Raw genomic sequence first — 21,374 nt, 5'->3', positions numbered from 1 at the left:
CTGGTGGGCGGGTCAGGAGTTGGACAGATTGTCGCCGCACGAGAACACGCCCGTCGTGAGCGTGTCGAGGGCGGCCTTGGCGTTGTCGCTCACGTTGCCGATCGCGTAGAACGCGAAGGTGAGGCGGCTGCCGTCGCGGGCGTTCACCACCCCGGCGAGGCTGTAGGCGGTGTCGATCCATCCGGTCTTCGCGATGACGGCTCCACGCGCCACGGCATTGCCGCCGGTGAAGCGACTGGCGAGGCTGCCCTTCTGGCCGGCCACGGGAAGACCGTCGTAGACGACGCCGAGGCTGTTGACGCCGGCGATGACCTTGACCATGAACTGCGACACCCACGCCGGCGAGACGGCGTTGAACTCGCTGAGCCCGCTGCCGTCCTTGATCGTCATGCCCGCCGGGTCGACGCCGAAGGGTTCGAGCGCCTTCGGGATGGCCTGCTGCAGCGACGCCGCGGAGCCGTCGAAGCCCATGACGCGCGAGGTGACCCGCGCGAGCATCTCGGCGATCGTGTTGTCGCTGACGAGCAGCATCTGGTTGACGAGGGCGCTCACCGGCTGGCTCTTCACCTCGGCGAGCTGCTCGCCGCCGCCGCCGAGCGCGGCCTGACTGACGGCGACGTTCCCGCTCACGAGCCCCGCGTCGTCCGCCGCCCGCAACGCCTCGAGGAAGTAGCCGCCGGCGCGCCCGATCGGATCGGTGCTGCGCGGGCTCGTGCTGCGCGAGGGGTCGGCGCGGTCCCCGTCGACCTGCAGTGCGGTCACCTCGGAGTGGTAGCCGATCGTCTGCTCGGTGCGCTTCCAGGCCGGATCCCACTTGTCGGCCGGGTTCCAATAGCTCGCGTCGAGCACGAGCTGCGTGATCGGCTCGTCGGGATACTTCTGCTTCCACTGCGCGAGTGCCCCGCTCGCCAGGTCGGCGAGCTTCGGGGCGCCCCGGTAGAAGCTCTCCTGCCCGGGCGCGAGACGGCTCAGGGTCGCGTCGCCGCCGCCGACGAGCACGAGGGTGCCGGGAGCGCTGCGGTAGACCTTGGTGCTCAACTGGTATCCGGGGCCGAGTGCCGAGACCGCCGCGGCGGCGGTGAGGATCTTGAGCACCGATCCGGTGCGGGCGGGGGTGCCTCCGCCGCGGTCGAAGAGCACCTCACCGGTGGCCGAGTTGAGCACGTAGCCCTGGAACTGGGCGAGCCGCGGATCGCTCGCGAGCGCCGCGATGCTGCAGGTACGCAGACGACTCGCGGCCGGGACCGGATCCGGAACCGGGCGCGGCGGTTCGACGGTCGGTGTGGGTTCGGCAGACGCCTCCGCGTCGTCGCCGCCCTTCCCGCTCGTGGCCGCGGCGGTCGGAGGCTGCGCCGACCCGGAGGTCGCGCCGGCGTATACGGCGCCGGTCCCGAGCAGCAGGAACGCCACGGCGAGCGCGCCGCTCAGCCAGGCGGTCGGGTGCTTCGCGATCAGTGCGCCGAGCCCGGAGCGCTCCGTCCGGGTCGTCGCCTCGCGGGTGCTACGCCGCGAGGGCGCGCCGTCACCGGAGCCGTCAGTCATCCGACGATGGTACCTGGCCCCTCACCGGGGTAGGTCAGACCGATCTGCCGGCGCACCTCGTCGAGGGTGCCCATGATGCCGACGCTCTCCTCGGCGGAGAGGATGTCGCCGGAGAGCGAGCCCGCGGCGGCGAGCCGTTCGAGCTCCCGCGCCTGCAGGTGCTTGCCGTCGCCGACGACCTCGGGCACGAAGCGCTCGACGAACCGGTTGGAGCGGTCGAACACGGTGATGGGGCTGGCGGTGTACCAGACGCGGTCGAGTTCGATGCGCCCCTCGGTGCCGATGACGGTCGCGCGGTTCGCCCCGGGGGTGTCGAGCGCGGCCAGCACCGACGCGTGCCGACCGCCTTCGAACTCGAGCGCGATGGAGACCTGCCGGTCGACACCCGTGTCGGTGAAGCTCGCCAGGGCACTCACCTTCTCGGGTGCGCCGAGCATGTCCCACGCGAACGAGATGGGGTAGATGCCGAGGTCGAGCAGTGCTCCCCCGCCGAGGTGCGGGTTCAGCATCCGTCCCTCCGGGTCCGGCGACGTGGCCTGGGTGTGGTCGGCGATGACGCTGCGTACGTCGCCGATGACTCCGGAGGCGACGATCTCGCGCACGCGCACCATGTTCGGCAGCCAACGGGTCCACATGGCCTCGAGCACGACGAGTCCGCGCTCGGCGGCGAGGTCGACGACCCGGCGCGCTTCGGCGGCGTTGAGGGTGAAGGGCTTCTCGACGAGCACGTGCTTGCCGCCGTTGAGGGCGAGTTCGGCGCCCTCGGCGTGGAACGGGTGGGGCGTCGCGACGTAGATGACGTCGACCTCGTCGTTCTGAGCGAGGTCCTCGTACGACCCGTGCGCGTGCCGGAGCCCGAAGGTCGCGGCGAACTCGTCCGCCGACTGCTGCGAGCGGGAGCCCACCGCGACGACCTCGATGTCGTTCGCCTGGAAGTCCCGGGTCACCGTGTGGGCGATGCTGCCCGTGCCGAGGATGCCCCAGCGAAGTCCGTCCGTCATCCGGTCAGGCTAACAGGAGGGGATGTTCAGCAAGCTCCCCAGCGGGCGGCGGCCCGCGTGAAGCTGACGGGCTCGTTCGGCACTCCGCCGTGCGACATCGCGAAGTACACGCACACGCCCGCCGTGCCGCCGGTCTCGCCCGGACGGTACAGGGAGGCACGGTGGCTCATCGAGTCCCACCACTTCTGCGCGACGGTCGAACCGGTGTTGCCGGTGCCCCCCGCGAGGTTGCCGTCGCAACCCACGCTCGGAACGCCGTCGCTGCGGACCGACCCGAGGTGCCCCCACGCGCTCATCGGATCGGTGCTCGGGTCTTCGGCCATCCAGAACAGCCGGTCCTCCATGCAGGCGTCGTACCGGAAGTTGCCGGTCGGAACCGGCGGCAGGCAGTTCGCCACCCGGATGCCGTTGTAGGCCGAGGCGAATGCCGCGAGGTCGGCCGATGTGGTGCCGGCGACGCCGCCAGCCGACACGCGTGCCGGCGCACTCCCGGTGCCGCCTGGGAGGGGCGCCGGACAGCTCGGAGCGGCGGGCTGCGGCGCGGCTGTGGGCGCACTCGCCCCGGTCGCGGAGACCGTGGCGGCCGCGTTGGTTCCCGATGGCCGCTCTGCGGCGACCGCGTCGCCAGCGGTCGTCGTCGGGGCCGGTTCGTCAGCGGGTGCCTGGGCGAGGTGTTCGCGCACGTTGCCGAGGGACTCGCGGAGCGCGTCGCGCTGCGCCTCGAGCCGGGCCTCCCCCGCCCGGTTGATCGAGGCGGCCGTGACGACGGATCGCTCGGCGGGAGCGGCGGCCTGCTCGACCGGTTGCGCGGCGACGGTGCTGACCGCGGGCTCGTGGCCGCTTGCCGCGAGCGAGATCGCGAGCACGGTTGTGAAGACCGTGCTCAGCATCGCCGAACGCCGTCGCATCTGTGCCCCCGTGGTCCCGACGCCGTGTCCCCCGGTGTCGTGGGCCTCACGTTAGGGCGCGCCGGGCGTGGCGACAAGCCGGGAGGAGGACACGACCCGACGTTCTGCCCGTGAACTGGGGGCGGATCCGTGCCGGTCGTGTACCCCGATCGCCCTCACTCGGGCGACGGCGGCAGAAGCTGTCGACCCGCGAGTGCACTCGAGTAGACGACGCTCGTGGTCACGCTGCCGAGGGTTCCGATCCGGCCGCTGACCCGTTCGAGGTGGGACATCGAGGTGGCGACGACCTTCATGATGAAGCAGTCGTCGCCGGTCACGTGGTGCGCTTCGACGACCTCGGCGGTACGACGGAGCAGTTCGTGGAGCGCCGTGTAGTCGCTGGAGGGGTACCGGAGCCGCACGAACGCGAGGATCGGGTAGCCGAGTCTCACCGGGTCGACGACGGCGGCGTACCGCTCGATGACGCCGTCCGCCTCGAGTCGCCGCATCCGTTCGGTCACGGCGCTGTTCGACATGCGCACGTCGCGCGCGAGGTCGGTGATCGACTGACGGCCGTTCCGTTGGAGCGATTCGAGGATCGCCACGTCGGTACGATCGAACGGTTCTGCGGTTTTCCCGGGCATGGCGGCATCGTGCCAGAAAAATTGCGGCGCCCGCACGTCGACTCCGTGATCCGTCCCTTCAAACGGGGCTGGCGGCTGCGTATCGTCGTGCGGCATGACGACCACATCCCCGATCCTCACCTCTCCCGCCCAGCCGGCCGCGACGGACGACGCGGTCGCCCACTTCGCCGCCAAGTTGCGTTTCGAGACCGACCCGTCCGACGTGCATGCCGCCCTCGACGCCGGAGAGCGGTTCGTGCTCATCGACTCGCGCGGGGACGCCGCGTGGCACCAGGCCCGCATCCCCGGAGCGGTGCACATGCCGACGGCGACCATCGCGCAGCGCGCGCCGGGCGGGATCCCGCTCGACATGCCCGTCGTCACCTACTGCTGGGGGCCGGGATGCAACGGCTCGACCCGGGCGGCCCTCGAGTTCGCGCGCCTCGGGTACCGGGTGCGCGAGATGATCGGGGGGCTCGAATACTGGGCGCGCGAAGGGCTGCCGCTGCAGGACGACCACGGCACCGTGTCGCGCGATGCCGACGAACTCGCCGCCCCGGTGCACGAGGTCGGCTGCGACTGCTGAAAGGTCCGTTCGCCGGGCTGCAGCCTCTTCCGCGTGTTCTCCCGGAGGTTTCGTTCGGATGACGTTCAGCGATCGCTCGCGCGGTGCACCGGGTTGGGCGCTACCGTTGTGCCGTGATCACGCACATCGACATGGCCGGGCGCGGCATCGCGGAGCTCCTCGCGGGCACGGGACTGCGCGTGCGGATCGCGCGCTTCGACGGCGTCGATTTCGAGGTGCTCGCGGTCGAGACCGATCATCACGGCCGGCGGTTCGCGCACACCGAGCGTGACCGCTGGACGGTGCTCGCCGAGACCTCCGACGGTCGCATCCTCGGCCGCCCGACCGGGATCGGCGTCGAGCGTCCGCTCGCGTTGCTCGCCGTGGCCATCGTCGACTCCCTCGCCTCACGCGACGGCGACGCCGACACCGGCCCGCGGTGGGACGACGCCGCTCTCAGCGGCGCGGCCCGTGACGAACTCGAGCGGATGCGGGAGTTCATCGCCGGCGCGAACCGCCTGCTGCCCGAGCACCACGACGCCCACGGGGAGCTCGTCGCACTCGCGCATCGGGCCGCCCTGCGCATGCCGGAGATCTCCGGCGACGGGCATCCGCCGCTCGTCGGCAGTTGACCGCGGAGCCGCCCGCGCGCGCGAAGCGTGGATGCTGAGGTGATGTGGGGCCGCCTGTGGGAATCGAACCCACGACCTATTCATTACGAGTGAATCGCTCTGCCGACTGAGCTAAGGCGGCGTGCTCCGGATCTCTCCGGCGGACACAGTCGAACAGCTTAGCCGATCCGCGGAGGTGCTGCGGCGTCATCCGCGCGACCGGTCGGCGCCTCCGCATCCGAGGCCGCCATGGCGTCGGAACCGGGCTCGACTTCGCCCTCCGCGGAGCGTGCACCCGCCTCCCGTGCGGCGGCGACCGCGGCGCGGCCGGACGGGAGCAGGAGCGCCACGATGAACACGAGGACCGTGAGCACACCCGCTCCGATCAGCACCGCCTCGACGCTCCAGAGGTCGGCGAGCGGTCCGAAGATCACGGTGCCGATCGGAGTCGCCAGCGCCATGACGATGCCGACGTAGCTGAACACGCGTCCGTGCTTGTCGGGGTCGACCGTCTCCTGCAGAAGCGTCATGAACGGGGTGGAGAACAGCGGCACGGCGAGACCGAAGGCGAACATGAACCCGTAGAACACCCACAGATCCGTGCTCAACCCGAGCGCGACCGTGAGGATCGCGAAGGCGAAGGTCGAGACGACGATGAGCATCATCCGGCCCGCCTTCGCGAGCACCGTCGCGACGAGCACGCCGCCGAGCAGCATGCCGACGCTGAACGCGATCTCGAGGGCGGCGAGCATCCACTCCTCGGTGCCGAAGTTGCGCACGATCATGAGCGGCGTGATGAACGACGGGGCCACGGTCAGCAGGAAGATGATCGCGAAGACGACGAGCAGCCAGCGCACGATGGCGTGCCGTCCGATGTACCGCCACCCCTCGACGAGGTCGGCGAAGTACCCACTGGTCTTGCCCTCGATCGCCGCGAGGGTCGGCACGGTCACGAGCGCGAGGAAGCCGATGCCGATCACGGCGGTGACGACGTCGATGAAGAACACCGGCACGAGACCCCACACCGCGAAGACGGCGGCCGCGGCGGCGGGCGCGAGCAACGCCATCGCGGACTGCACGGTCTGGAAGATGCCGTTCACGCGCATGAGCTGATCGGGCGGAGCGATCTGCGGGATGATCGCCTGCACCGCGGGAGTCTGCACGCCGGCGCCGACCGAGCGCACGCCGACGGCGAGCAGGATGATCCAGAGGTCGGTGACGCCGTTCATCATGAGCAGGGCGAGCACGAGGGTCACCCCGGCGATCACGCCGTCTGCCACCATGATGAGCACGCGCCGGTTCATGCGGTCGGCGAGCACGCCGCCGAAGATCGACACGATGCCCTGCGGCGCGAACGCGGCGAGCGCGTAGAGGGCCACGGCGAGGCCCGACCGGGTCTCGAGGGTGACGTACCACATCACCGCGTACTGCACGATCATCGAGCCGAAGAGCGACACGGTCTGCCCGACGAGGAACAGCGAGACGTTGCGACGCCAGCGCGCGGGGACGACGGGGACTTCGGTGCTCACAGTGTCCACATTAGGGTCCGTGAGCGATTCACGCATCGGACGATGCGTTCGCATGCGTCCGGCGCGCGATCAGGAGCGGGTCGCGCCCTCGGCGAGCAGTTCCCGGATCTCCACGATGGATTCGGTCAACCGCTCCTGCAGCGACGGCTGCCCGTCGCCATCCGCCCACAGGCCCCACGCGTGGCGCACCGCCGCGAGCACGACGAGCATCACGAGCCGTGACCGACGCGCCCGCTCCCCCGCGTCGAGGTCCGGTCGCTCGCCCGCGAGCCGGCGGTCGAGCACGCTCACGAGCTCGTCCTCGAACTTCCACATCGAGGCCATCCGGCGCGCGAAGAGTTGCGGATGGCGTCGCATGACCGGTCGGCGCAGGTGCATGATCTCGTGGTCCTCGGCGCTCGCGTCGAGGGAGCGGCGCAAGAGGGCCACGAGGTCGTCGACGATGTCGCCGCGTGCCGCGACGAACTCCTCGACCGCGTCGGGGTCGTGGAGCGAAGGTGTCTCGCCGACGAAGGCGTCCTCCTTGGAGGAGAAGTAGTTGAAGAAGGTGCGGGGCGAGATGTCGGCCCGGCGCGCGATGTCGTCGACGGTGACGGCGTCGAAGCCGTGCTCGCCCGTCAGGGTGATGGCCGCGTGCTGGATGGCTCGGCGCGTGGCGAGGCGCTTGCGCTCGCGGAGTCCCACTTCACTCACGGATCAATTGTTTCACACCATGCAACTTTGCAGTCGGCCGGTCAGAAGCCGCAGCGCGGGTCGCCGTCGGGCACCGCGCCGCCGAGCAGGTACGCGTCCACGACGGAGTTCACACACGGGTCGCCCTCGTCGTACGCGATGTGGTCGGTGCCGTTGTAGCTCACGAGCACGGCGCTTTCGAGCTGTTCCGCCACCGACACCGCGGACTCGTACGGCGTGGCCGGGTCACCGGCGGTGCCCACCACGAGGATCGGTGCCGCGTCCGGCGCGCTCATCGGCCGCACATCCGGACGCGGCGGGAAGCGCCAGTTGCCGCAGAGCGGATCCGGGCGGTCCGACAGCCCGACCACGAGCGGGGTGATCGCACGCAGCTGCGCGTTCTGTTCGGCGAGCACCGCCGGATCCCGCTCGACCGGGTAGTCCAGGCAGCTGATGGCGATGAACGACTCGTAGAAGCGGTCGAGGTAGCGCCCGTTCTCGCGACCGTAGTACGCGTCGGCGAGCATGAACGCGGTCGACGCCTCGCCCTCGAGCACCTCGCTGAAGGCGGTCGAGAGGATCGGCCAGTACTGCTCGTCGTAGAGGGCCGACGCGATCGCGGTGTCGAGCACCGCCGCGTCGAGCAACCGCCCGTCCGCATTCGGCAGCGGCTGGGCGTCGAGCCGCGCGTACAGCTCCGCGATCGACGCGATGTCGGCATCGGGTCGACCGGTGAACGGGCAGTCCGCGCTCGTGCACGACCCGAGATAGGCGCGCAGGGCCCGGTCGAAACCCTTCGTCTGCGAGAGCACCACGTCGAAGAGCGATTGGGATGGGTCGGACACCCCGTCGAGCACCAGGCGCCCGACCTTGTCGGGGAAGCGGTCGGCGTAGCGGGCGCCGATCTCCGTGCCGTACGAGTAGCCGAGATAGTTCAGCCGCTCGTCGCCGACGAGGGCCCGCAGCAGATCGAGGTCGCGCACCGTGCTGACGGTGTCGACGAATTGGAGCACGGGGCCGCTGTTCTCGGCGCACGCCTGCGCGAAGTCGATCGCCGCCGCCTCGGTCTCCGCCTCGAACTCCGGGGTGCCGCGTTCCGCATCCGGGATACCGAAGAGGAACTCGTCGAAGTCCTGCGGGTCGGTGTAGCAGGTGACCGACGACGACGAGCCGACGCCCCGGGGATCCCAGCCGATGAGGTCGAAGTCGGCGCGCACGTCGGCGCTCACCACCTGGGCGGGGGCGTCGCGCACGTAGTCGGCGCCGCTCGCGCCGGGGCCGCCCGGGTTGAAGAAGAGTGATCCCTGCGGGGAGCCGCCGGTCGCCTTGTGGCGGCTCAGGGCCAGTTCGATGTCGGTGTCCGCCGACGGGGAATCCCAGTCCAACGGCGCGATCGCCGTGGCGCACTGGGCGCCCTCGCCGCACGGTCGCCATTCGAGTACCTGCTCGAAGTAGCGTTCGTACTGCGCCTCCACCCGCTCACCGGTCGGCGTCGAGCGGTCCACCCCGGTGAGGGTGTCGACGAGCGAACAGCCGGAGAGCGCCAGCAGCAGCATCGCGGCGAGGGCCAGTCGGCCACGTCGGAGGGAGGGCATGTCGCGAGCCTAGGGCGTCAGCAGGTCACGTCCGCGCGCGGCAGCTCACCCTCGACGAGGAACGTCTCGACGGCGGAGTCGACGCACTCGTTCGACTTGTTGTAGGCGGTGTGTCCTTCGCCCTCGAAGGTGACGAGGATGCCCTCGGGCAGCTGGTCGGCGAGGGCCTGCGCCCACGCGTACGGCGTCGCCGGATCGCCCGTGGTGCCGACGACGATGACCCCGGGTGCCGTCGGGGCGTCCAACGGTGCGCGTTCCCCCGTCGGCGGGACGGGCCACCGGGCGCACGACAGCATGCCGTACGCCATCTCCCGTCCGAAGACGGGCGCGCGGGCGAGGATCGCCTGCGCCTCCGCCTCGCGCTGCACCGGATCGATCGTCGACGGGAAGTCGAGGCAGTTCACGGCGAGCTGCGCCTCGGCGGCGTTGTCGAGGTACACGCCGTCCTCTCCGCGCCCGTAGTACTCGTCGGCGAGGGCCAACGCGGTGCCGGTGTCACCGTCGAGCACGGAGGTGAACAGCTCGGACAGCGCGGGCCAGTTCGCCCGGTTGTAGAGCGGCAGGATGATCGCGGTGAACATCGTGACGTTGCCGAGTTCGCGTCCGTCGTCGGCCCGTAAGGGGCTTGCCGCGAGCCGATCGAGAAGGCTCCGGATGCGTTCGGCCGCTTCGTCGACGGAGTCGCCGTGGAACACGCACTCCGGATCGTCGACGCACGTCTCGAGCCAGGCGCGCAGCGCCCCCTCGAACCCCTCCGCCTGACTCGCGGTCACCTCGACGAGCGACGCGGCCGGGTCGAGCGCACCGTCGAGCACGAGGCGCCCGGCGCGCTCCGGGAACAGCTCGAGGTAGCGGGCACCGAGCGAGGTGCCGTAGGAGTAGCCGAGGTAGTTGAGTTTCTCGTCGCCGAGCACCGCACGCAGCACATCCAGATCCCGCGCGGCGCTCGTGGTGTCGACGTGGGCGAGCAGGTCACCGGTGTACCGGGCGCAATCGGCGCCGAAGTCCGCGGAGAGCTCGTCGGACTCCGCGTACCAATCGGGCGTGCCCGGCTCCGCATCCGGGACGGCGAAGAGGTACTCGTCGAGATCCTCCGGCTCGTCGGCGCACTCGACGGGCGTCGATCGGCCGACCCCGCGCGGGTCGAACCCGACGATGTCGAACGCCTCCTGCAACGGGCGACCGGTGGCGTAGTCGGCGCTGTCCCGCACGAAGTCGACTCCCGAGGCGCCGGGGCCGCCCGGATTGACGAGCAGCGACCCCTGCGGGTCGCCGTTCTGCGCCGGACGGCGCAACAGCGCGAGGTCGATGCGGTCGCCGGCCGGGTCCGCCCAATCGAGCGGCACCTCGGCGTTGGAGCACTGGAATCCGCTGCCGCAGGGCTCCCACTCGAGCACTTGCGTGTAGAACGGCTCGAGCTCGGCCGGCACGTCGGCGGGCGCGGGAGTCGACACCGACCGCGGGTTGGGGTCGAGCGCCGCGCATCCGCCGACCGCGAGCACGAGCACGGCGAGGACGAGGGCGAGCCGCGCCCTCATCGACGCGCCCCGCGCCGCACGGCGCTGATGAGCATCGCCTCGAGGGCCAGGGCGGGGGCGACGTTGACCTCGATGCGCTCGCGCGCCTCCTGGATGGCGTCCATGGTCGCGAGCGTCTCCGCGGGCGTCGCGGCGGCGGCGGCCGCTTCGAGGTCGTGCCGGATGCTCGCGTTGACGAGTTCGGATTCGACGCCGAGCTGCAGCAGCAGCACGTCGCGGTACAACGACAGCAGGTCGACGGCGATGCGGTCGAGCCCGTCGCGCAGGCTGCGGGTCGCGCGCCGCTTCTGGTCCTCTTCGAGGTTCTTGAGCTGGCTGCGCAGCGCGGCGGGCACGGTGCCGCCGGGCTCGACGCCGAGTGAGTGCAGGGCGCTCGCGCGCTCCTCGGCGTCCCGCTCCTCGGTGATCGCGCGGGCGTCCTCCGTCGCGACCTCGAGCAGCGTCGACGCGGCATTGACCGCGTCGGAGACGGACCGGATGCCCAGAGCGAGCTGCAGCGTACGCTCCCGCCGCTGCCGCGCGTCGGCGTTGGTCGCGAGCCGGTGCGCCATGCCGATGTGCGACTGCGCCTCGCGGGCGGCGCGTTCGGCGGTCGCCTCGTCCACGCCGTCGCGGCGCCGGATGAGGGCGGCGACCTCGGCGACGCTCGGAACGCGCAGTCGCACGCTGCGCACGCGGGAGCGGATCGTGGGGATGAGGTCGGCCTCGCTCGGCGCGCACAGGATCCACACGGTGCGCGGCGGCGGTTCCTCGAGTGCCTTCAGCAGCACGTTCGAGGTACGTTCGCTCATCCGGTCGGCGTCTTCGATCACCATGACGCGGTAGCGGCCGACCGAGGGCGAGTACTGCGAGCTCGCGACGAGTCGACGCACCTCCTCGATCGTGATCACGACGCGTTCGGTGCTGAGCACCGCGAGATCCGGATGACTGCGCGCCGTGACCTGGGTCGCTGTCGCCGTGTCGTCGTCGCCGTGTCCGAGCAGGGCCGTCGCGAAGGCGTAGGCGAGGTTCGACCGTCCCGACCCCGGCGGGCCGGTGATGAGCCAGGAGTGCGCCATCGCCGAGCCGGATCCGGGGGCCACGGCCGCGGCCGCGCGGAACACCTCGATCGCCTCCGCCTGGCCGGTCAGGTCATCCCACAACGCCACGCGTCCACCCTACGTGCCGGGGCCGACCGGCCCAGCGTCTGTTCAGCGGCGCCGGTGTCTGTTCAGCAGCGCCGGTGTCTGTTCAGCAGGGCCGGCGTCTGTTCAGCAAGGTCAGAGCAGTGCGGAGACGCGGTCGCGGATGCGTGCCGCGATGTCGTCGATCGAATCGGTCGCGGGCAGCACGAGGAACCGGTCGGGCTCCGCCGCCGCCAGCTCGAGGTAGCCGGCGCGCACCCGCTCGTGGAACTCCTGCTGCTCGGATTCGAGCCGGTCGTACCGGGTGCGGGCCTCGTCGAGCCGACTGCGGCCCACGGTCGGGTCGAGGTCGAGCAGCACGGTGAGATCCGGCAGCAGGCCCTCGGTCGCCCACAGCGAGAGGGAGCGCACCTCGGTCGCATCGAGCACGCGACCGGCGCCCTGGTAGGCGACGGAGGAGTCGAGGTAGCGGTCCTGGATCACGATGGCCCCGGCTTCGATCGCCGGACGCACCGTCGTGGCGATGTTGTGGGCGCGGTCGGCCGCGTAGAGGAGCGCCTCGGCGCGCGGGGCGATGTGGCCGCGCCGGTGCAGCACGATCTCGCGCAGCTCGAGCCCGAGGTCGGTGCCGCCGGGTTCGCGGGAGTGCACGACCTCGCGGCCCTGTTCATGCAACCATCGGGTGAGCAGCGCCGACTGGGTCGACTTGCCCGATCCGTCGCCGCCCTCGAGGGTGATGAAGAGGCCGCGCACTACTTCTTCTTCGCCGCGGGACGCTTGGCCGCCGCGCGCTTCACGGGCTTCTTCGCGGGGCCCTTCGCGCGCTTGTCGGCGAGCAGCTGCACGGCGCGCTCGAAGTCGACGTCGTCGACCTCTTCGCCCCGCGGGATCGTCGCGTTGGTCGTGCCGTCGGTCACATAGGGGCCGAACCGGCCGTCCTTGATCTTGATCGGCTTCCCGCTCACCGGGTCGGCGTCGAACTCCTTCAGCGCGCTCGATGCCGTGCGTCCGCCGTACTTGGGCTGGGCGAACAGCTCGATGGCACCGGGCAGGTCGATCTCGAAGATCTGGTCCTCGCTCGTGAGTGACCGGGTGTCGGTGCCCTTCTTCAGATACGGGCCGTAGCGGCCGTTCTGCGCCGTGATCTCGGCGCCGCTCTCGGGGTCGGCGCCCACAACGCGCGGCAGGTCGAGCAGCTTGAGCGCCGTCTCGAGGTCGATCGTCGCCGGGTCCATCGACTTGAACAGCGACGCGGTGCGCGGCTTCTCGGCGGTCTTCTTCGCGGGCTTGGCCTTCTCGTCGACCTCGGCTTCGGGTTCGACCTCGGTCACGTACGGTCCGAAGCGCCCGTCTTTGGCGACGATCTGCTTGCCGGTGGCCGGATCGGTGCCGAGCACGCGGTCGCCGACCACGGGCGCCTCGATGAGTTCGCGGGCCTTCTCGGTCGTGAGCTCGTCGGGCGCGAGCTCGCTCGGGATGTTGACCCGGCGCGGCGTCTCGGGGTCGGACGGGTTCGGCGCCTCGAGGTAGGGCCCGTACTTGCCGATGCGCAGGGTGATGCCGTCGGCGAGGTGCACGGAATTGATCTCCCGCGCGTCGATCTCACCGAGGTTGTCGATCACGCCACGCAGCCCACGGTGGCGGTCGCTGCCGAAGTAGAACGCGTTGAGCCAGTCGACCCGATCCGTGTCGCCGCCGGCGATCCGGTCGAGGTCGTTCTCCATCTCCGCCGTGAAGTCGTACTCGACGAGGTCGTGGAAGTAGTCCTCGAGCAGCCGCACGACGCTGAAGGCGATCCAGCTCGGCACGAGCGCCGTGCCGCGCGGGGTGACGTAGCCGCGGTCGATGATCGTGGAGATGATGCTCGCGTAGGTCGACGGGCGGCCGATGCCGAGCTCCTCGAGCGCCTTCACGAGGCTCGCCTCGGTGTAGCGCGGCGGCGGGCTCGTCTCGTGCCCCTTCGCCTCGAGCTGCACGAGCGTGAGCGTCTGGCCCTTCTCGAGCGGCGGCAGCTTCGCCTCCGCGTTCTCGGCGTTGCGCTCCTCGTCGCGTCCCTCTTCATAGGCGGAGAGGAATCCGCGGAAGGTGATGACGGTGCCCGAGGCGGTGAACTCGGCGGTGCGCCCGTCGGCGGTCGGGCCCGCGGTGATGGTCACCGAGGCGGTGGAACCCTTCGCGTCGGCCATCTGGGACGCGACGGTGCGCTTCCAGATCAGGTCGTAGAGCTTCCACTCGTTGCCGCGCAGCACGCCCTGCAGTTCGCCGGGGGTGCGGAAGGTGTCGCCGGCGGGACGGATGGCCTCGTGCGCCTCCTGCGCGTTCTTGCTCTTGCCGGTGTAGAGGCGGGGCTTGTCGGGCACCGTCTCGGCACCGTAGAGGCTCTTCGCCTGCTTGCGCGCCGCATCGATCGCCTGCTGAGACAGCGACGGCGAGTCGGTGCGCATATAGGTGATGTAGCCGTTCTCGTAGAGCGACTGCGCGGTGCTCATCGTCTGCCGGGCCGAGAAGCGCAGCTTGCGGGCCGCCTCCTGCTGCAGGGTCGACGTCGTGAACGGGGCGGCGGGGCGGCGCGAGTACGGCTTCGACTCGAGGTTGCTGACGGTGACCGGCACGCCGGGGGCGCGAAGGGCATCCGCGAGGCTCTGGGCCGTCTGCTCGTCGAGCGGCACGGCCTCGGACGTGAGCCGACCGTGGTCGTCGTAGTCGCGACCGGTCGCGACGCGTGCCCCGTCGAGGCGGGCGAGTCGCGCCTCGAACGGCACTCCCGAGTCCTCCGGGCCGAGCAGCGCGGTGAGGTCCCAGTAGCTCGCGGCGACGAAGGCGAGCCGCTCGCGTTCGCGGTCGACGACGAGCCGGGTCGCGGCGGACTGCACGCGGCCGGCGGAGAGGCCGGGGCCGACCTTGCGCCACAGCACGGGCGAGACCTCGTAACCGTAGAGACGGTCGAGGATGCGCCGGGTCTCCTGCGCGTCGACGAGGGCCGTGTCGATCTCCCGCGTGTTGTCGCGGGCACGCTGGATCGCCTCCTTGGTGATCTCGTGGAACACCATGCGCTTGACCGGCACCTTCGGCTTGAGCACCTCGAGGAGGTGCCACGCGATGGCCTCGCCCTCGCGGTCCTCATCAGTGGCGAGGAAGAGCTCGTCGGCGTTCTTGAGCGCCTTCTTGAGGTCGGTGACCGTGCGCTTCTTCTCGTCGGAGACCACGTAGTACGGCTCGAACCCGTTCTCGACGTCGACGGAGAACTTGCCGAGCGAGCCCTTCTTGAGCTCCGGCGGCAGATTCTTCGGCTCGATGAGGTCGCGGATGTGCCCCACCGAGGCCTGCACCTCGTAATCGCTGCCCAGGTATTGGGCGATCGTCTTCGCCTTGGCGGGCGACTCGACGATGACGAGCTTCTTGGGGCCTGACACGTGAACTCCGAACGGATGCGGGCATGAATGAGAGGAACCGGGCTGACCGCCCGTTCCGAGCACACCATACACACACGGCATCGGCTCACCGCTCCGTGCGGCGTGCCGATGGGGCCGTGTTCGCGGCGGGCGGACCGGCGGTCGCGACAGCGCGAACCTCGATGCCGAGGAGCACCGTGACGACCTCGACGGTGGCGACGGCCTCGTCGACGCGGCATGACCCGAGGCGCGTGCCGTTCGCTTCCGCGAGCGTCGCGGCGGCATCGCACGGCACCCCGGGCAGTGCCCCGGACACGGTGTCGGCTGCCGCGAGCGCCGCCGCATCCGCCGCGCTCACCGCGCGCTGCTTCGCTGCGAGGGCCGAATGGATCGGGAGCAGCACGCCGAGCACCGCGACGACCGCTGCCGCGACGGCGAGCACGAGAGCGGATCCCGCGCCGCCGCCCTCGCCCCGAACCGCGGCCGTCCTCATCGCCCACCGCCGAGCGCGCAGCTCGTGCCGGAGACACCGACGGCGGCGAGGAGTCCACCGCCGAGCCGGGCCGTGACGCGTGCGCACACGAGATCCCCGGAGTCGACGCGTTCCACCTCGGCCGCACCGAGCCGGCCGATCACGGCCGGGGTCGCGTCGCCACGCGCCCAGGAGCGCGCGGTGTCGGCCGCCGCATCCTGAGCACGCACCTGCAACCCGCCCAGTTGCATGCCGGCGAGACCGAGCGCGAGCACGAGCCCCACCGCGGGCACCGCGGCGGCGAACTCCGCCGTGATGCTGCCGCGCTGCGCCGTCCACCGCATGGACGCCGGCGAGCGCCGCCGCAATCGCCGTGGGTCGCCGCCGCGCCGGTTCATCCCGTGAAGGTGAGCGCGCTGCGCACGAGGTCGGTGAGGATGCCGCGCACCTCGTCGCTGCGCATGATCACCACGAGCAGACCGGCGAAGCCGACCGCGGCCATCGTCGCGATCGCGTACTCCGCCGTGGCGGCACCGGTGTCGTCGGCGAACCGCGCACGCGAGCGCAGCACGGCCGCACTCGACGGCCGCGACCGGACGACTCCGCCCGGCCTGACCGGGAACCGGAGTGCACCACCGGAGGGCGAGAAGGAAGAGGAGCCGAAGGAGAAGAAGGAACGAGCGGGGAAGGAGGGGAACACGGGTGCCTTTCGGATCGATCGTCGGCACGAGCACTCCCATCGTGACCCGTTGCCGCCGCTCCGGGACCGAGGTCGTCCCGCCTGTTCAGAAGGTGCTGACTGTGGAGGAGATGACACTGACCATGAGCGGCAGTACGCCGAGTACGAGGAAGGCCGGCAGTACGCACACGCCGAGCGGGATCATGAGGGTCACCCCCAGTCGGGCGACCGCGCGCTGCTGATCCGCGCCGCTGCGTCGTCGTTCCTCAACGGCGGCGGCGCGCAGCAGTTCGACGGCGGGAACGCCCGCCCGTCGGGAGAGCGAGACGACCTCCTCGATCGCGGAGTCCGCGTCGGGGCCCGGCGGTCGCGAGTGCTTCGCCACGAGTCGTCGCGCGCCGTCGAGCGAACCGCCGCCCGAGATGGCGATGGCCATGAGATCGCAGTCCAGCCCGGGCACGTCGCGGGGCGGGGTCGCACGGCGCACGAGCGCGCGGTTCCACGCGCGGGCGGTGAGCATGAGCGCCGCGCCGACGCCGACGCACGCCCAGCCGACCGGCGTTCCGACGAGGACGCCGAGGGTGTCGAACCCGAGGGCGGCCCCGAACACGAGGCTCACCATCGGCAGCACCATCACGAGGCGCGCCGTCGCGACCGGGCCGGCGAGGGCGACCTGCGCTTCGCGTCGCAACTGCGCCACGTCGCGCAGGGTTCCCGCGAGCCGGCGCAGGGTGGGCGCGAGCGAGGCACCCGCCTCCGCGGACACCGCCCACGCCGCCGCGACCGCCTCCCACGCGACGCGCTCGTCGCCGCCGGTGTCGGCGGCGAGCTGCTGAAGTGCGTCGGGCACCGGTCGTCCGCGGGCCAGGCCGGCGGTCACCAGCGCGGCCGAGGGTTCCTCGAGGTGCGCCCACACCGACGCGGGCGGCACGCCGGCCGAGAGCAGTACGGCGACGCGGTGCACGAGGCTCGCCACCTCGTCGAGCGGTGCCCTTCTCACGGCCACGAGCGCACCGCCAGTCGCCCGGTGTCGCCGACCTCGAGACGCCCGATGCCGGCGAGTCGCCGACCGTCGCCCGTGCGTTCGACGTGCAGCACGGCGTCGATCGCGCTCGCCGCCTGCCGGGCGACGGCCTCCGTTCCCAGTCCGGCGAGGGCGCCGAGCGCCTCGAGGCGCGCGGGCACGTCGGCGAGTGAATTGGCGTGCAGTGTGCCGGCGCCGCCGTCGTGACCGGTGTTGAGGGCGCTCAGCAGGTCGCGCACCTCGACGCCGCGGCACTCCCCCAGCACGAGCCGGTCCGGGCGCATCCGCAGAGCCTCACGCACGAGCCGCGCGAGGCCCACCTCACCGGCACCCTCGATGTTGGCTTGGCGCGCCTCGAGCCCGACGACGTGCGGGTGGGCGATCCGCAGTTCTGCGACGTCTTCGATGACGACGATCCGCTCCGTGGGTGCCGCGGCGGAGAGGATCGCGGAGAGCAGCGTCGTCTTGCCGCTCCCGCCCGCCCCGGACACGAGCAGGTTCGCCCGCCGCTCGACGAGGCCGTCGAGGACGACGCGGGTCTCGTCCGGAAAGAAGCCGCCCGCATCGAGGTCGTCGAGCGTCCACCTCTCGAGTCGCGGCAGGCGGATCGAGATGAGCGTGCCGCGCGTCGACACGGGCGGCAGTACGGCGTGCACGCGGATGCCGTCGTGCAGGCGGACGTCGACGCACGGGGTCGCCTCATCGATGTGGCGCCCTCCGTCGGACATCAAGCGCACCGCGAGCTCGCGTCCCTCCTCGTCGCTCACCACGAGCTCGGGAACGGGGCGCAGTCCGGAGCCGCGGTCCGCCCACACCGGCCCACCGCCGTTGACGAAGAGATCCGTCACCTCCGGGTCGGCCACGAGCGGTGCGAGCCGGCCGAATCGTCGCGGGTAGCCCCCATCCGCGTCGAGGCGAATGGGATGCGCCGGAGTCGACGCGGTGGACGGTCGGCGAGCGACGAACGGCGCGGTCACACGGTGACGCTAGGCGGCGGCGCCCGAGCCGGCAGCGCCGGATGGGAGAGGTGTGGACACCCGCGAACACGAACGGATGCGGGAGGACCGGCCGGCCGCGAAGACGGCGGTTAAAAAGAGAGGGGCGGCGCCTATTGGGGGGAACAGGCGCCGCCACGGCGGGACCGGATTGGGGGGAATCTTGGGTACCGCCAGCCGAGCGCTTGACGCTCGACCCACTGAGCATACTGCAGGTTTCCTGAGGCGCAAGTGGCAACGCAGATCATTTCCAGACGGTAATAAAACCGGCCGTCAGCGCCCGGTTCACTAGGATCGGAGCACACCGCCGACCACGTTCGCGACACCCCGGCACGGTCGCGAAATCGACACAGGGATGATGATGTCCACGAACTCGATCGACAGCCTTCTGCACGAGACCCGCCGCTTCGCTCCGGACCCCGAGTTCGCCGCGAACGCGATCGCCACCGCCGACCTGTACGAGCGGGCGGCGGTCGACCCGGATGCGTTCTGGGCGGAGCAGGCACGGGAGCTGCTGCACTGGCACCGGCCCTTCGATGAGGTGCTCGACTGGAGCAACCCGCCGTTCGCGAAGTGGTTCGCCGACGGCCGCATCAACGTCGCGTACAACTGCCTCGACCGCCACGTGCTCGCCGGCAACGGTGACCGCGTCGCGTTCCACTGGGAGGGCGAGCCGGGCGACAGCCGCACGATCACCTACGCCGAGCTCACCGCGGAGGTGAAGAAGGCGGCCAACCTGCTCACGAGTCTCGGCATCCGCCAGGGCGACCGGGTCGCGATCTACCTCCCGATGATCCCCGAGGCCGTGATCGCCATGCTCGCGATCGCGCGCATCGGAGCCGTGCACTCCGTCGTCTTCGGCGGGTTCAGCGCCGAGAGCCTGCGCGCCCGCATCGATGACGCCGCCGCGAAGCTCGTCATCACCGCCGACGGCGGCTGGCGCAAGGGCAAGGTCTTCCCGCTCAAGAACGCGGTGGATGCGGCGCTGGCCGCGGACCCTTCGACAGGCTCAGGGACCGAGTCCACCGTCAAGAACGTGCTCGTGGTGCGCCGTGGGGAGAACACCGTCGATTGGGTCGAGGGCCGTGACCTGTGGTGGCACGACGAGATCGCCCTCATGGACCCCGAACACGACGCCCAGCCCTTCGAGGCGGAGAACCCCCTGTTCATCCTCTACACCTCGGGCACCACCGGAAAGCCCAAGGGCATCCTGCACACCTCCGGCGGCTACCTCACCCACACCGCGTTCACGCACAAGAACGTGTTCGACCTGCACCCCGAGACCGACGTGTACTGGTGCACCGCCGACGTCGGCTGGATCACGGGGCACAGCTACGTCGTGTACGGGCCGCTCGCCAACGGCGCGACGCAGGTGCTCTACGAGGGCACCCCGGACACGCCGCACCCGGGGCGCTGGTGGGAGCTCATCCAGAAGTACGGCGTGACCATCTTCTACACGGCGCCCACGGCCATCCGCTCGTTCATGAAGTCCGGACGGCAGATCCCGCAGCAGTTCGACCTGTCGAGCCTGCGCCTGCTCGGATCCGTGGGTGAACCGATCAACCCCGAGGCGTGGATCTGGTACCGCGAGATCATCGGCGGCGGGACGACCCCCGTGGTCGACACGTGGTGGCAGACGGAGACCGGCGGCATCATGATCTCCGCGCTCCCCGGCGTGACGGAGGCGAAGCCGGGCAGCGCGCAGGTGCCGCTGCCGGGCATCTCGGTCGACGTCGTGAACGACGACGGCAGCCCCGTCGGGCACGGGAACGGCGGTCTCCTCGTCGTCACGAAGCCGTGGCCGGGGATGCTGCGCGGCATCTGGGGCGACCCGGAGCGTTTCAAGGAGACGTACTGGGAGAAGTTCGGCGACAAGTACTTCGCCGGCGACGGCGCGCGCTTCGACGACGACGGGGACATCTGGCTGCTCGGGCGCGTCGACGACGTGCTCAACGTGTCGGGCCACCGCCTCTCCACCGCGGAGATCGAGTCGGCGCTCGTCTCGCACCCGTGGGTCGCCGAGGCCGCCGTCGTGGGCGCGAGCGACGAGACGACGGGTCAGGCGGTCGTCGCGTTCGTCATCGTCAAGGCGAGCCAGGCGGATGTGGCGACGGCGGATGAGGCGTCGGCCCAGCTGCGCGCGCACGTGTCGGAGCAGATCGGGGCGATCGCCCGGCCGCGGCAGATCTTCATCGTCTCGGAGCTGCCGAAGACGCGCTCCGGCAAGATCATGCGCCGGCTGCTGCGCGACGTGGCCGAGGGCCGCGAGATCGGCGACACCACGACGCTCGCCGACACCTCGGTGATGCAGATCATCAGCGACAAGCTCAAGTAGGCGGAGGGTCTCGATACGGCGGGCTTCGCCGCGCCTACTCGACCAGCGGGTCCGCCCGCCGCGATGCGGCGGACCGGTCGGAGCACCGCTGATCGAGTAGCGACGAAGGAGCGTATCGAGATCTCCCGCCCGCAGCGGCTAGGCGAATTCGACGATGAGTTCCACCTCGACGGGTGCGTCGAGCGGCAGCACCGCGACGCCGACCGCGCTGCGGGCGTGACGCCCGGCGTCACCGAAGATCTCGCCGAGCACATCCGAGGCGCCGTTGATGACGCCGGGCTGTCCGGTGAAGTCGGGCGCGGAGGAGACGAACCCGACGAGCTTCACGATCCGCGTGACCCGGTCGAGCGAGCCGATGACACTTTCGACGGCGGCGAGCGCGTTGAGGGCCGCGACGCGGGCGAGGTCCTTCGCCTTCTCGGGCGTGACCTCGGCCCCGACCTTGCCGGTCAGCGGCAGGGCGCCGTCGACGAACGGGATCTGCCCCGCCGTGAAGACGAGGTTCCCCGTCTGGAGGGCGGGGATGTACGCGCCCGCGGGCGTCGCGACGGCGGGGAGCGTGATGCCGAGCTCGGCGAGCCGGGCCTCGACGGCGCTCACGCGTCGGCCTTCTCGCGCTTGAGGTAGGCCACGAGGCCGCCCTCGGGGCCCTGAACGACCTGCACGAGTTCCCACCCCTGCGAGCCCCAGTTGTTCAGGATCGCCGTCGTGTTGTGCACGATCAGCGGAGTCGTCAGATACTCCCAGCTACGCATGCGGGGCTCCTGTCCAGGTTGTCTCGGCACGCCAT

At 71.0% G+C, this 21,374-nt stretch carries 21 protein-coding genes and 1 tRNA gene; 3 read left to right on the top strand and 19 right to left on the bottom strand.

Annotation, left to right across the window (positions count from 1 at the left end; all coding sequences use genetic code 11):
- Positions 1-12: 12 nt before the first annotated feature.
- From dacB to CLV46_RS03385, 4 genes are all read right to left on the bottom strand, one after another.
- On the bottom strand, positions 13-1,542 hold the full coding sequence (gene dacB / locus CLV46_RS03400; RefSeq protein ID WP_100363481.1) for a D-alanyl-D-alanine carboxypeptidase/D-alanyl-D-alanine endopeptidase: 1,530 nt from the start codon (positions 1,540-1,542) through the stop codon (positions 13-15).
- Positions 1,539-2,543 (bottom strand): Gfo/Idh/MocA family protein, encoded by a 1,005-nt coding sequence (locus tag CLV46_RS03395; protein WP_100363480.1) that lies wholly within the window; start codon positions 2,541-2,543, stop codon positions 1,539-1,541. The genes dacB and CLV46_RS03395 overlap by 4 nt, the downstream gene beginning before the upstream one ends.
- 26 nt (positions 2,544-2,569) lie before the next feature.
- The gene (locus CLV46_RS03390; protein ID WP_100363479.1) at positions 2,570-3,451 is read right to left on the bottom strand and encodes a hypothetical protein; all 882 of its coding nucleotides are present in this window, start codon (positions 3,449-3,451) and stop codon (positions 2,570-2,572) included.
- A 155-nt stretch (positions 3,452-3,606) separates the two neighbouring features.
- Complete coding sequence (locus CLV46_RS03385; RefSeq protein ID WP_245866467.1) at positions 3,607-4,035, bottom strand: Lrp/AsnC family transcriptional regulator; 429 nt, start codon at positions 4,033-4,035, stop codon at positions 3,607-3,609.
- Positions 4,036-4,168: 133 nt separating this feature from the next.
- Between CLV46_RS03385 and CLV46_RS03380 the strand changes: the two genes are divergently transcribed.
- Together CLV46_RS03380 and CLV46_RS03375 are read left to right on the top strand one after the other, a co-directional pair.
- Positions 4,169-4,639, top strand: a complete 471-nt coding sequence (locus CLV46_RS03380; RefSeq protein ID WP_100363477.1) for a rhodanese-like domain-containing protein — start codon at positions 4,169-4,171, stop codon at positions 4,637-4,639.
- Positions 4,640-4,752: 113 nt separating this feature from the next.
- Positions 4,753-5,250 carry a hypothetical protein gene (locus CLV46_RS03375; RefSeq protein ID WP_100363476.1) on the top strand — a complete coding sequence of 166 codons (498 nt, stop codon included), beginning with the start codon at positions 4,753-4,755 and terminating at the stop codon, positions 5,248-5,250.
- A 45-nt stretch (positions 5,251-5,295) separates the two neighbouring features.
- Here the strand turns inward: CLV46_RS03375 and CLV46_RS03370 are convergent.
- From CLV46_RS03370 to CLV46_RS03310, 13 genes are all read right to left on the bottom strand, one after another.
- Positions 5,296-5,371, bottom strand: a tRNA-Thr gene (locus CLV46_RS03370).
- A 37-nt stretch (positions 5,372-5,408) separates the two neighbouring features.
- Positions 5,409-6,794, bottom strand: coding sequence for an MFS transporter (locus CLV46_RS03365; RefSeq protein WP_100363475.1), 1,386 nt, complete (start codon positions 6,792-6,794; stop codon positions 5,409-5,411).
- A 33-nt stretch (positions 6,795-6,827) separates the two neighbouring features.
- Positions 6,828-7,451, bottom strand: a complete 624-nt coding sequence (locus CLV46_RS03360) for a TetR/AcrR family transcriptional regulator (protein ID WP_100363474.1) — start codon at positions 7,449-7,451, stop codon at positions 6,828-6,830.
- A gap of 41 nt (positions 7,452-7,492) precedes the next feature.
- A complete protein-coding gene (locus CLV46_RS03355) occupies positions 7,493-9,025 on the bottom strand; it encodes an alpha/beta hydrolase (RefSeq protein WP_100363473.1) in 1,533 nt (510 codons plus the stop codon).
- A gap of 17 nt (positions 9,026-9,042) precedes the next feature.
- Positions 9,043-10,563, bottom strand: coding sequence for an alpha/beta hydrolase (locus CLV46_RS03350; protein ID WP_100363472.1), 1,521 nt, complete (start codon positions 10,561-10,563; stop codon positions 9,043-9,045).
- Positions 10,560-11,711 (bottom strand): DNA polymerase III subunit delta', encoded by a 1,152-nt coding sequence (locus CLV46_RS03345; protein WP_100363471.1) that lies wholly within the window; start codon positions 11,709-11,711, stop codon positions 10,560-10,562. Before CLV46_RS03345 ends, CLV46_RS03350 begins: the two co-directional genes overlap by 4 nt.
- Positions 11,712-11,822: 111 nt before the next feature.
- Entirely contained in the window at positions 11,823-12,440 is a 618-nt protein-coding gene (tmk, locus tag CLV46_RS03340) for a dTMP kinase (RefSeq protein ID WP_100363470.1), read from the bottom strand.
- Positions 12,440-15,100: a type I DNA topoisomerase gene (gene topA, locus CLV46_RS03335; RefSeq protein ID WP_100363469.1), complete on the bottom strand. Its 2,661-nt coding sequence runs from the start codon at positions 15,098-15,100 to the stop codon at positions 12,440-12,442. Before topA ends, tmk begins: the two co-directional genes overlap by 1 nt.
- An 85-nt stretch (positions 15,101-15,185) precedes the next feature.
- Complete coding sequence (locus tag CLV46_RS03330) at positions 15,186-15,572, bottom strand: Rv3654c family TadE-like protein (RefSeq protein ID WP_100363468.1); 387 nt, start codon at positions 15,570-15,572, stop codon at positions 15,186-15,188.
- Positions 15,569-15,895, bottom strand: a complete 327-nt coding sequence (locus CLV46_RS03325; RefSeq protein WP_211282139.1) for a hypothetical protein — start codon at positions 15,893-15,895, stop codon at positions 15,569-15,571. Before CLV46_RS03325 ends, CLV46_RS03330 begins: the two co-directional genes overlap by 4 nt.
- A 50-nt stretch (positions 15,896-15,945) precedes the next feature.
- A complete protein-coding gene (locus CLV46_RS03320; protein WP_100363467.1) occupies positions 15,946-16,122 on the bottom strand; it encodes a DUF4244 domain-containing protein in 177 nt (58 codons plus the stop codon).
- Positions 16,123-16,336: 214 nt separating this feature from the next.
- On the bottom strand, positions 16,337-17,230 hold the full coding sequence (locus tag CLV46_RS03315) for a type II secretion system F family protein (RefSeq protein WP_100365861.1): 894 nt from the start codon (positions 17,228-17,230) through the stop codon (positions 16,337-16,339).
- Positions 17,227-18,231, bottom strand: a complete 1,005-nt coding sequence (locus tag CLV46_RS03310; RefSeq protein WP_100363466.1) for a TadA family conjugal transfer-associated ATPase — start codon at positions 18,229-18,231, stop codon at positions 17,227-17,229. Before CLV46_RS03310 ends, CLV46_RS03315 begins: the two co-directional genes overlap by 4 nt.
- A 373-nt stretch (positions 18,232-18,604) precedes the next feature.
- Between CLV46_RS03310 and acs the strand changes: the two genes are divergently transcribed.
- The gene (gene acs, locus CLV46_RS03305) at positions 18,605-20,584 is read left to right on the top strand and encodes an acetate--CoA ligase (protein ID WP_425430401.1); all 1,980 of its coding nucleotides are present in this window, start codon (positions 18,605-18,607) and stop codon (positions 20,582-20,584) included.
- Positions 20,585-20,722: 138 nt separating this feature from the next.
- Here acs and CLV46_RS03300 read toward each other — a convergent pair whose 3' ends face one another.
- Both CLV46_RS03300 and sp36 read right to left on the bottom strand, forming a co-directional pair.
- Positions 20,723-21,184, bottom strand: coding sequence for a RidA family protein (locus tag CLV46_RS03300; protein ID WP_100363465.1), 462 nt, complete (start codon positions 21,182-21,184; stop codon positions 20,723-20,725).
- Positions 21,181-21,339, bottom strand: a complete 159-nt coding sequence (gene sp36 / locus CLV46_RS16615; protein WP_157802203.1) for a Sp36 family protein — start codon at positions 21,337-21,339, stop codon at positions 21,181-21,183. Before sp36 ends, CLV46_RS03300 begins: the two co-directional genes overlap by 4 nt.
- Between the last annotated feature and the right edge of the window lie 35 nt (positions 21,340-21,374).

The organism is Diaminobutyricimonas aerilata (genome assembly GCF_002797715.1).
Taxonomy (GTDB): Bacteria; Actinomycetota; Actinomycetes; order Actinomycetales; family Microbacteriaceae; genus Diaminobutyricimonas; species Diaminobutyricimonas aerilata.
This window is presented reverse-complemented; position numbering and strand designations above follow the sequence as displayed.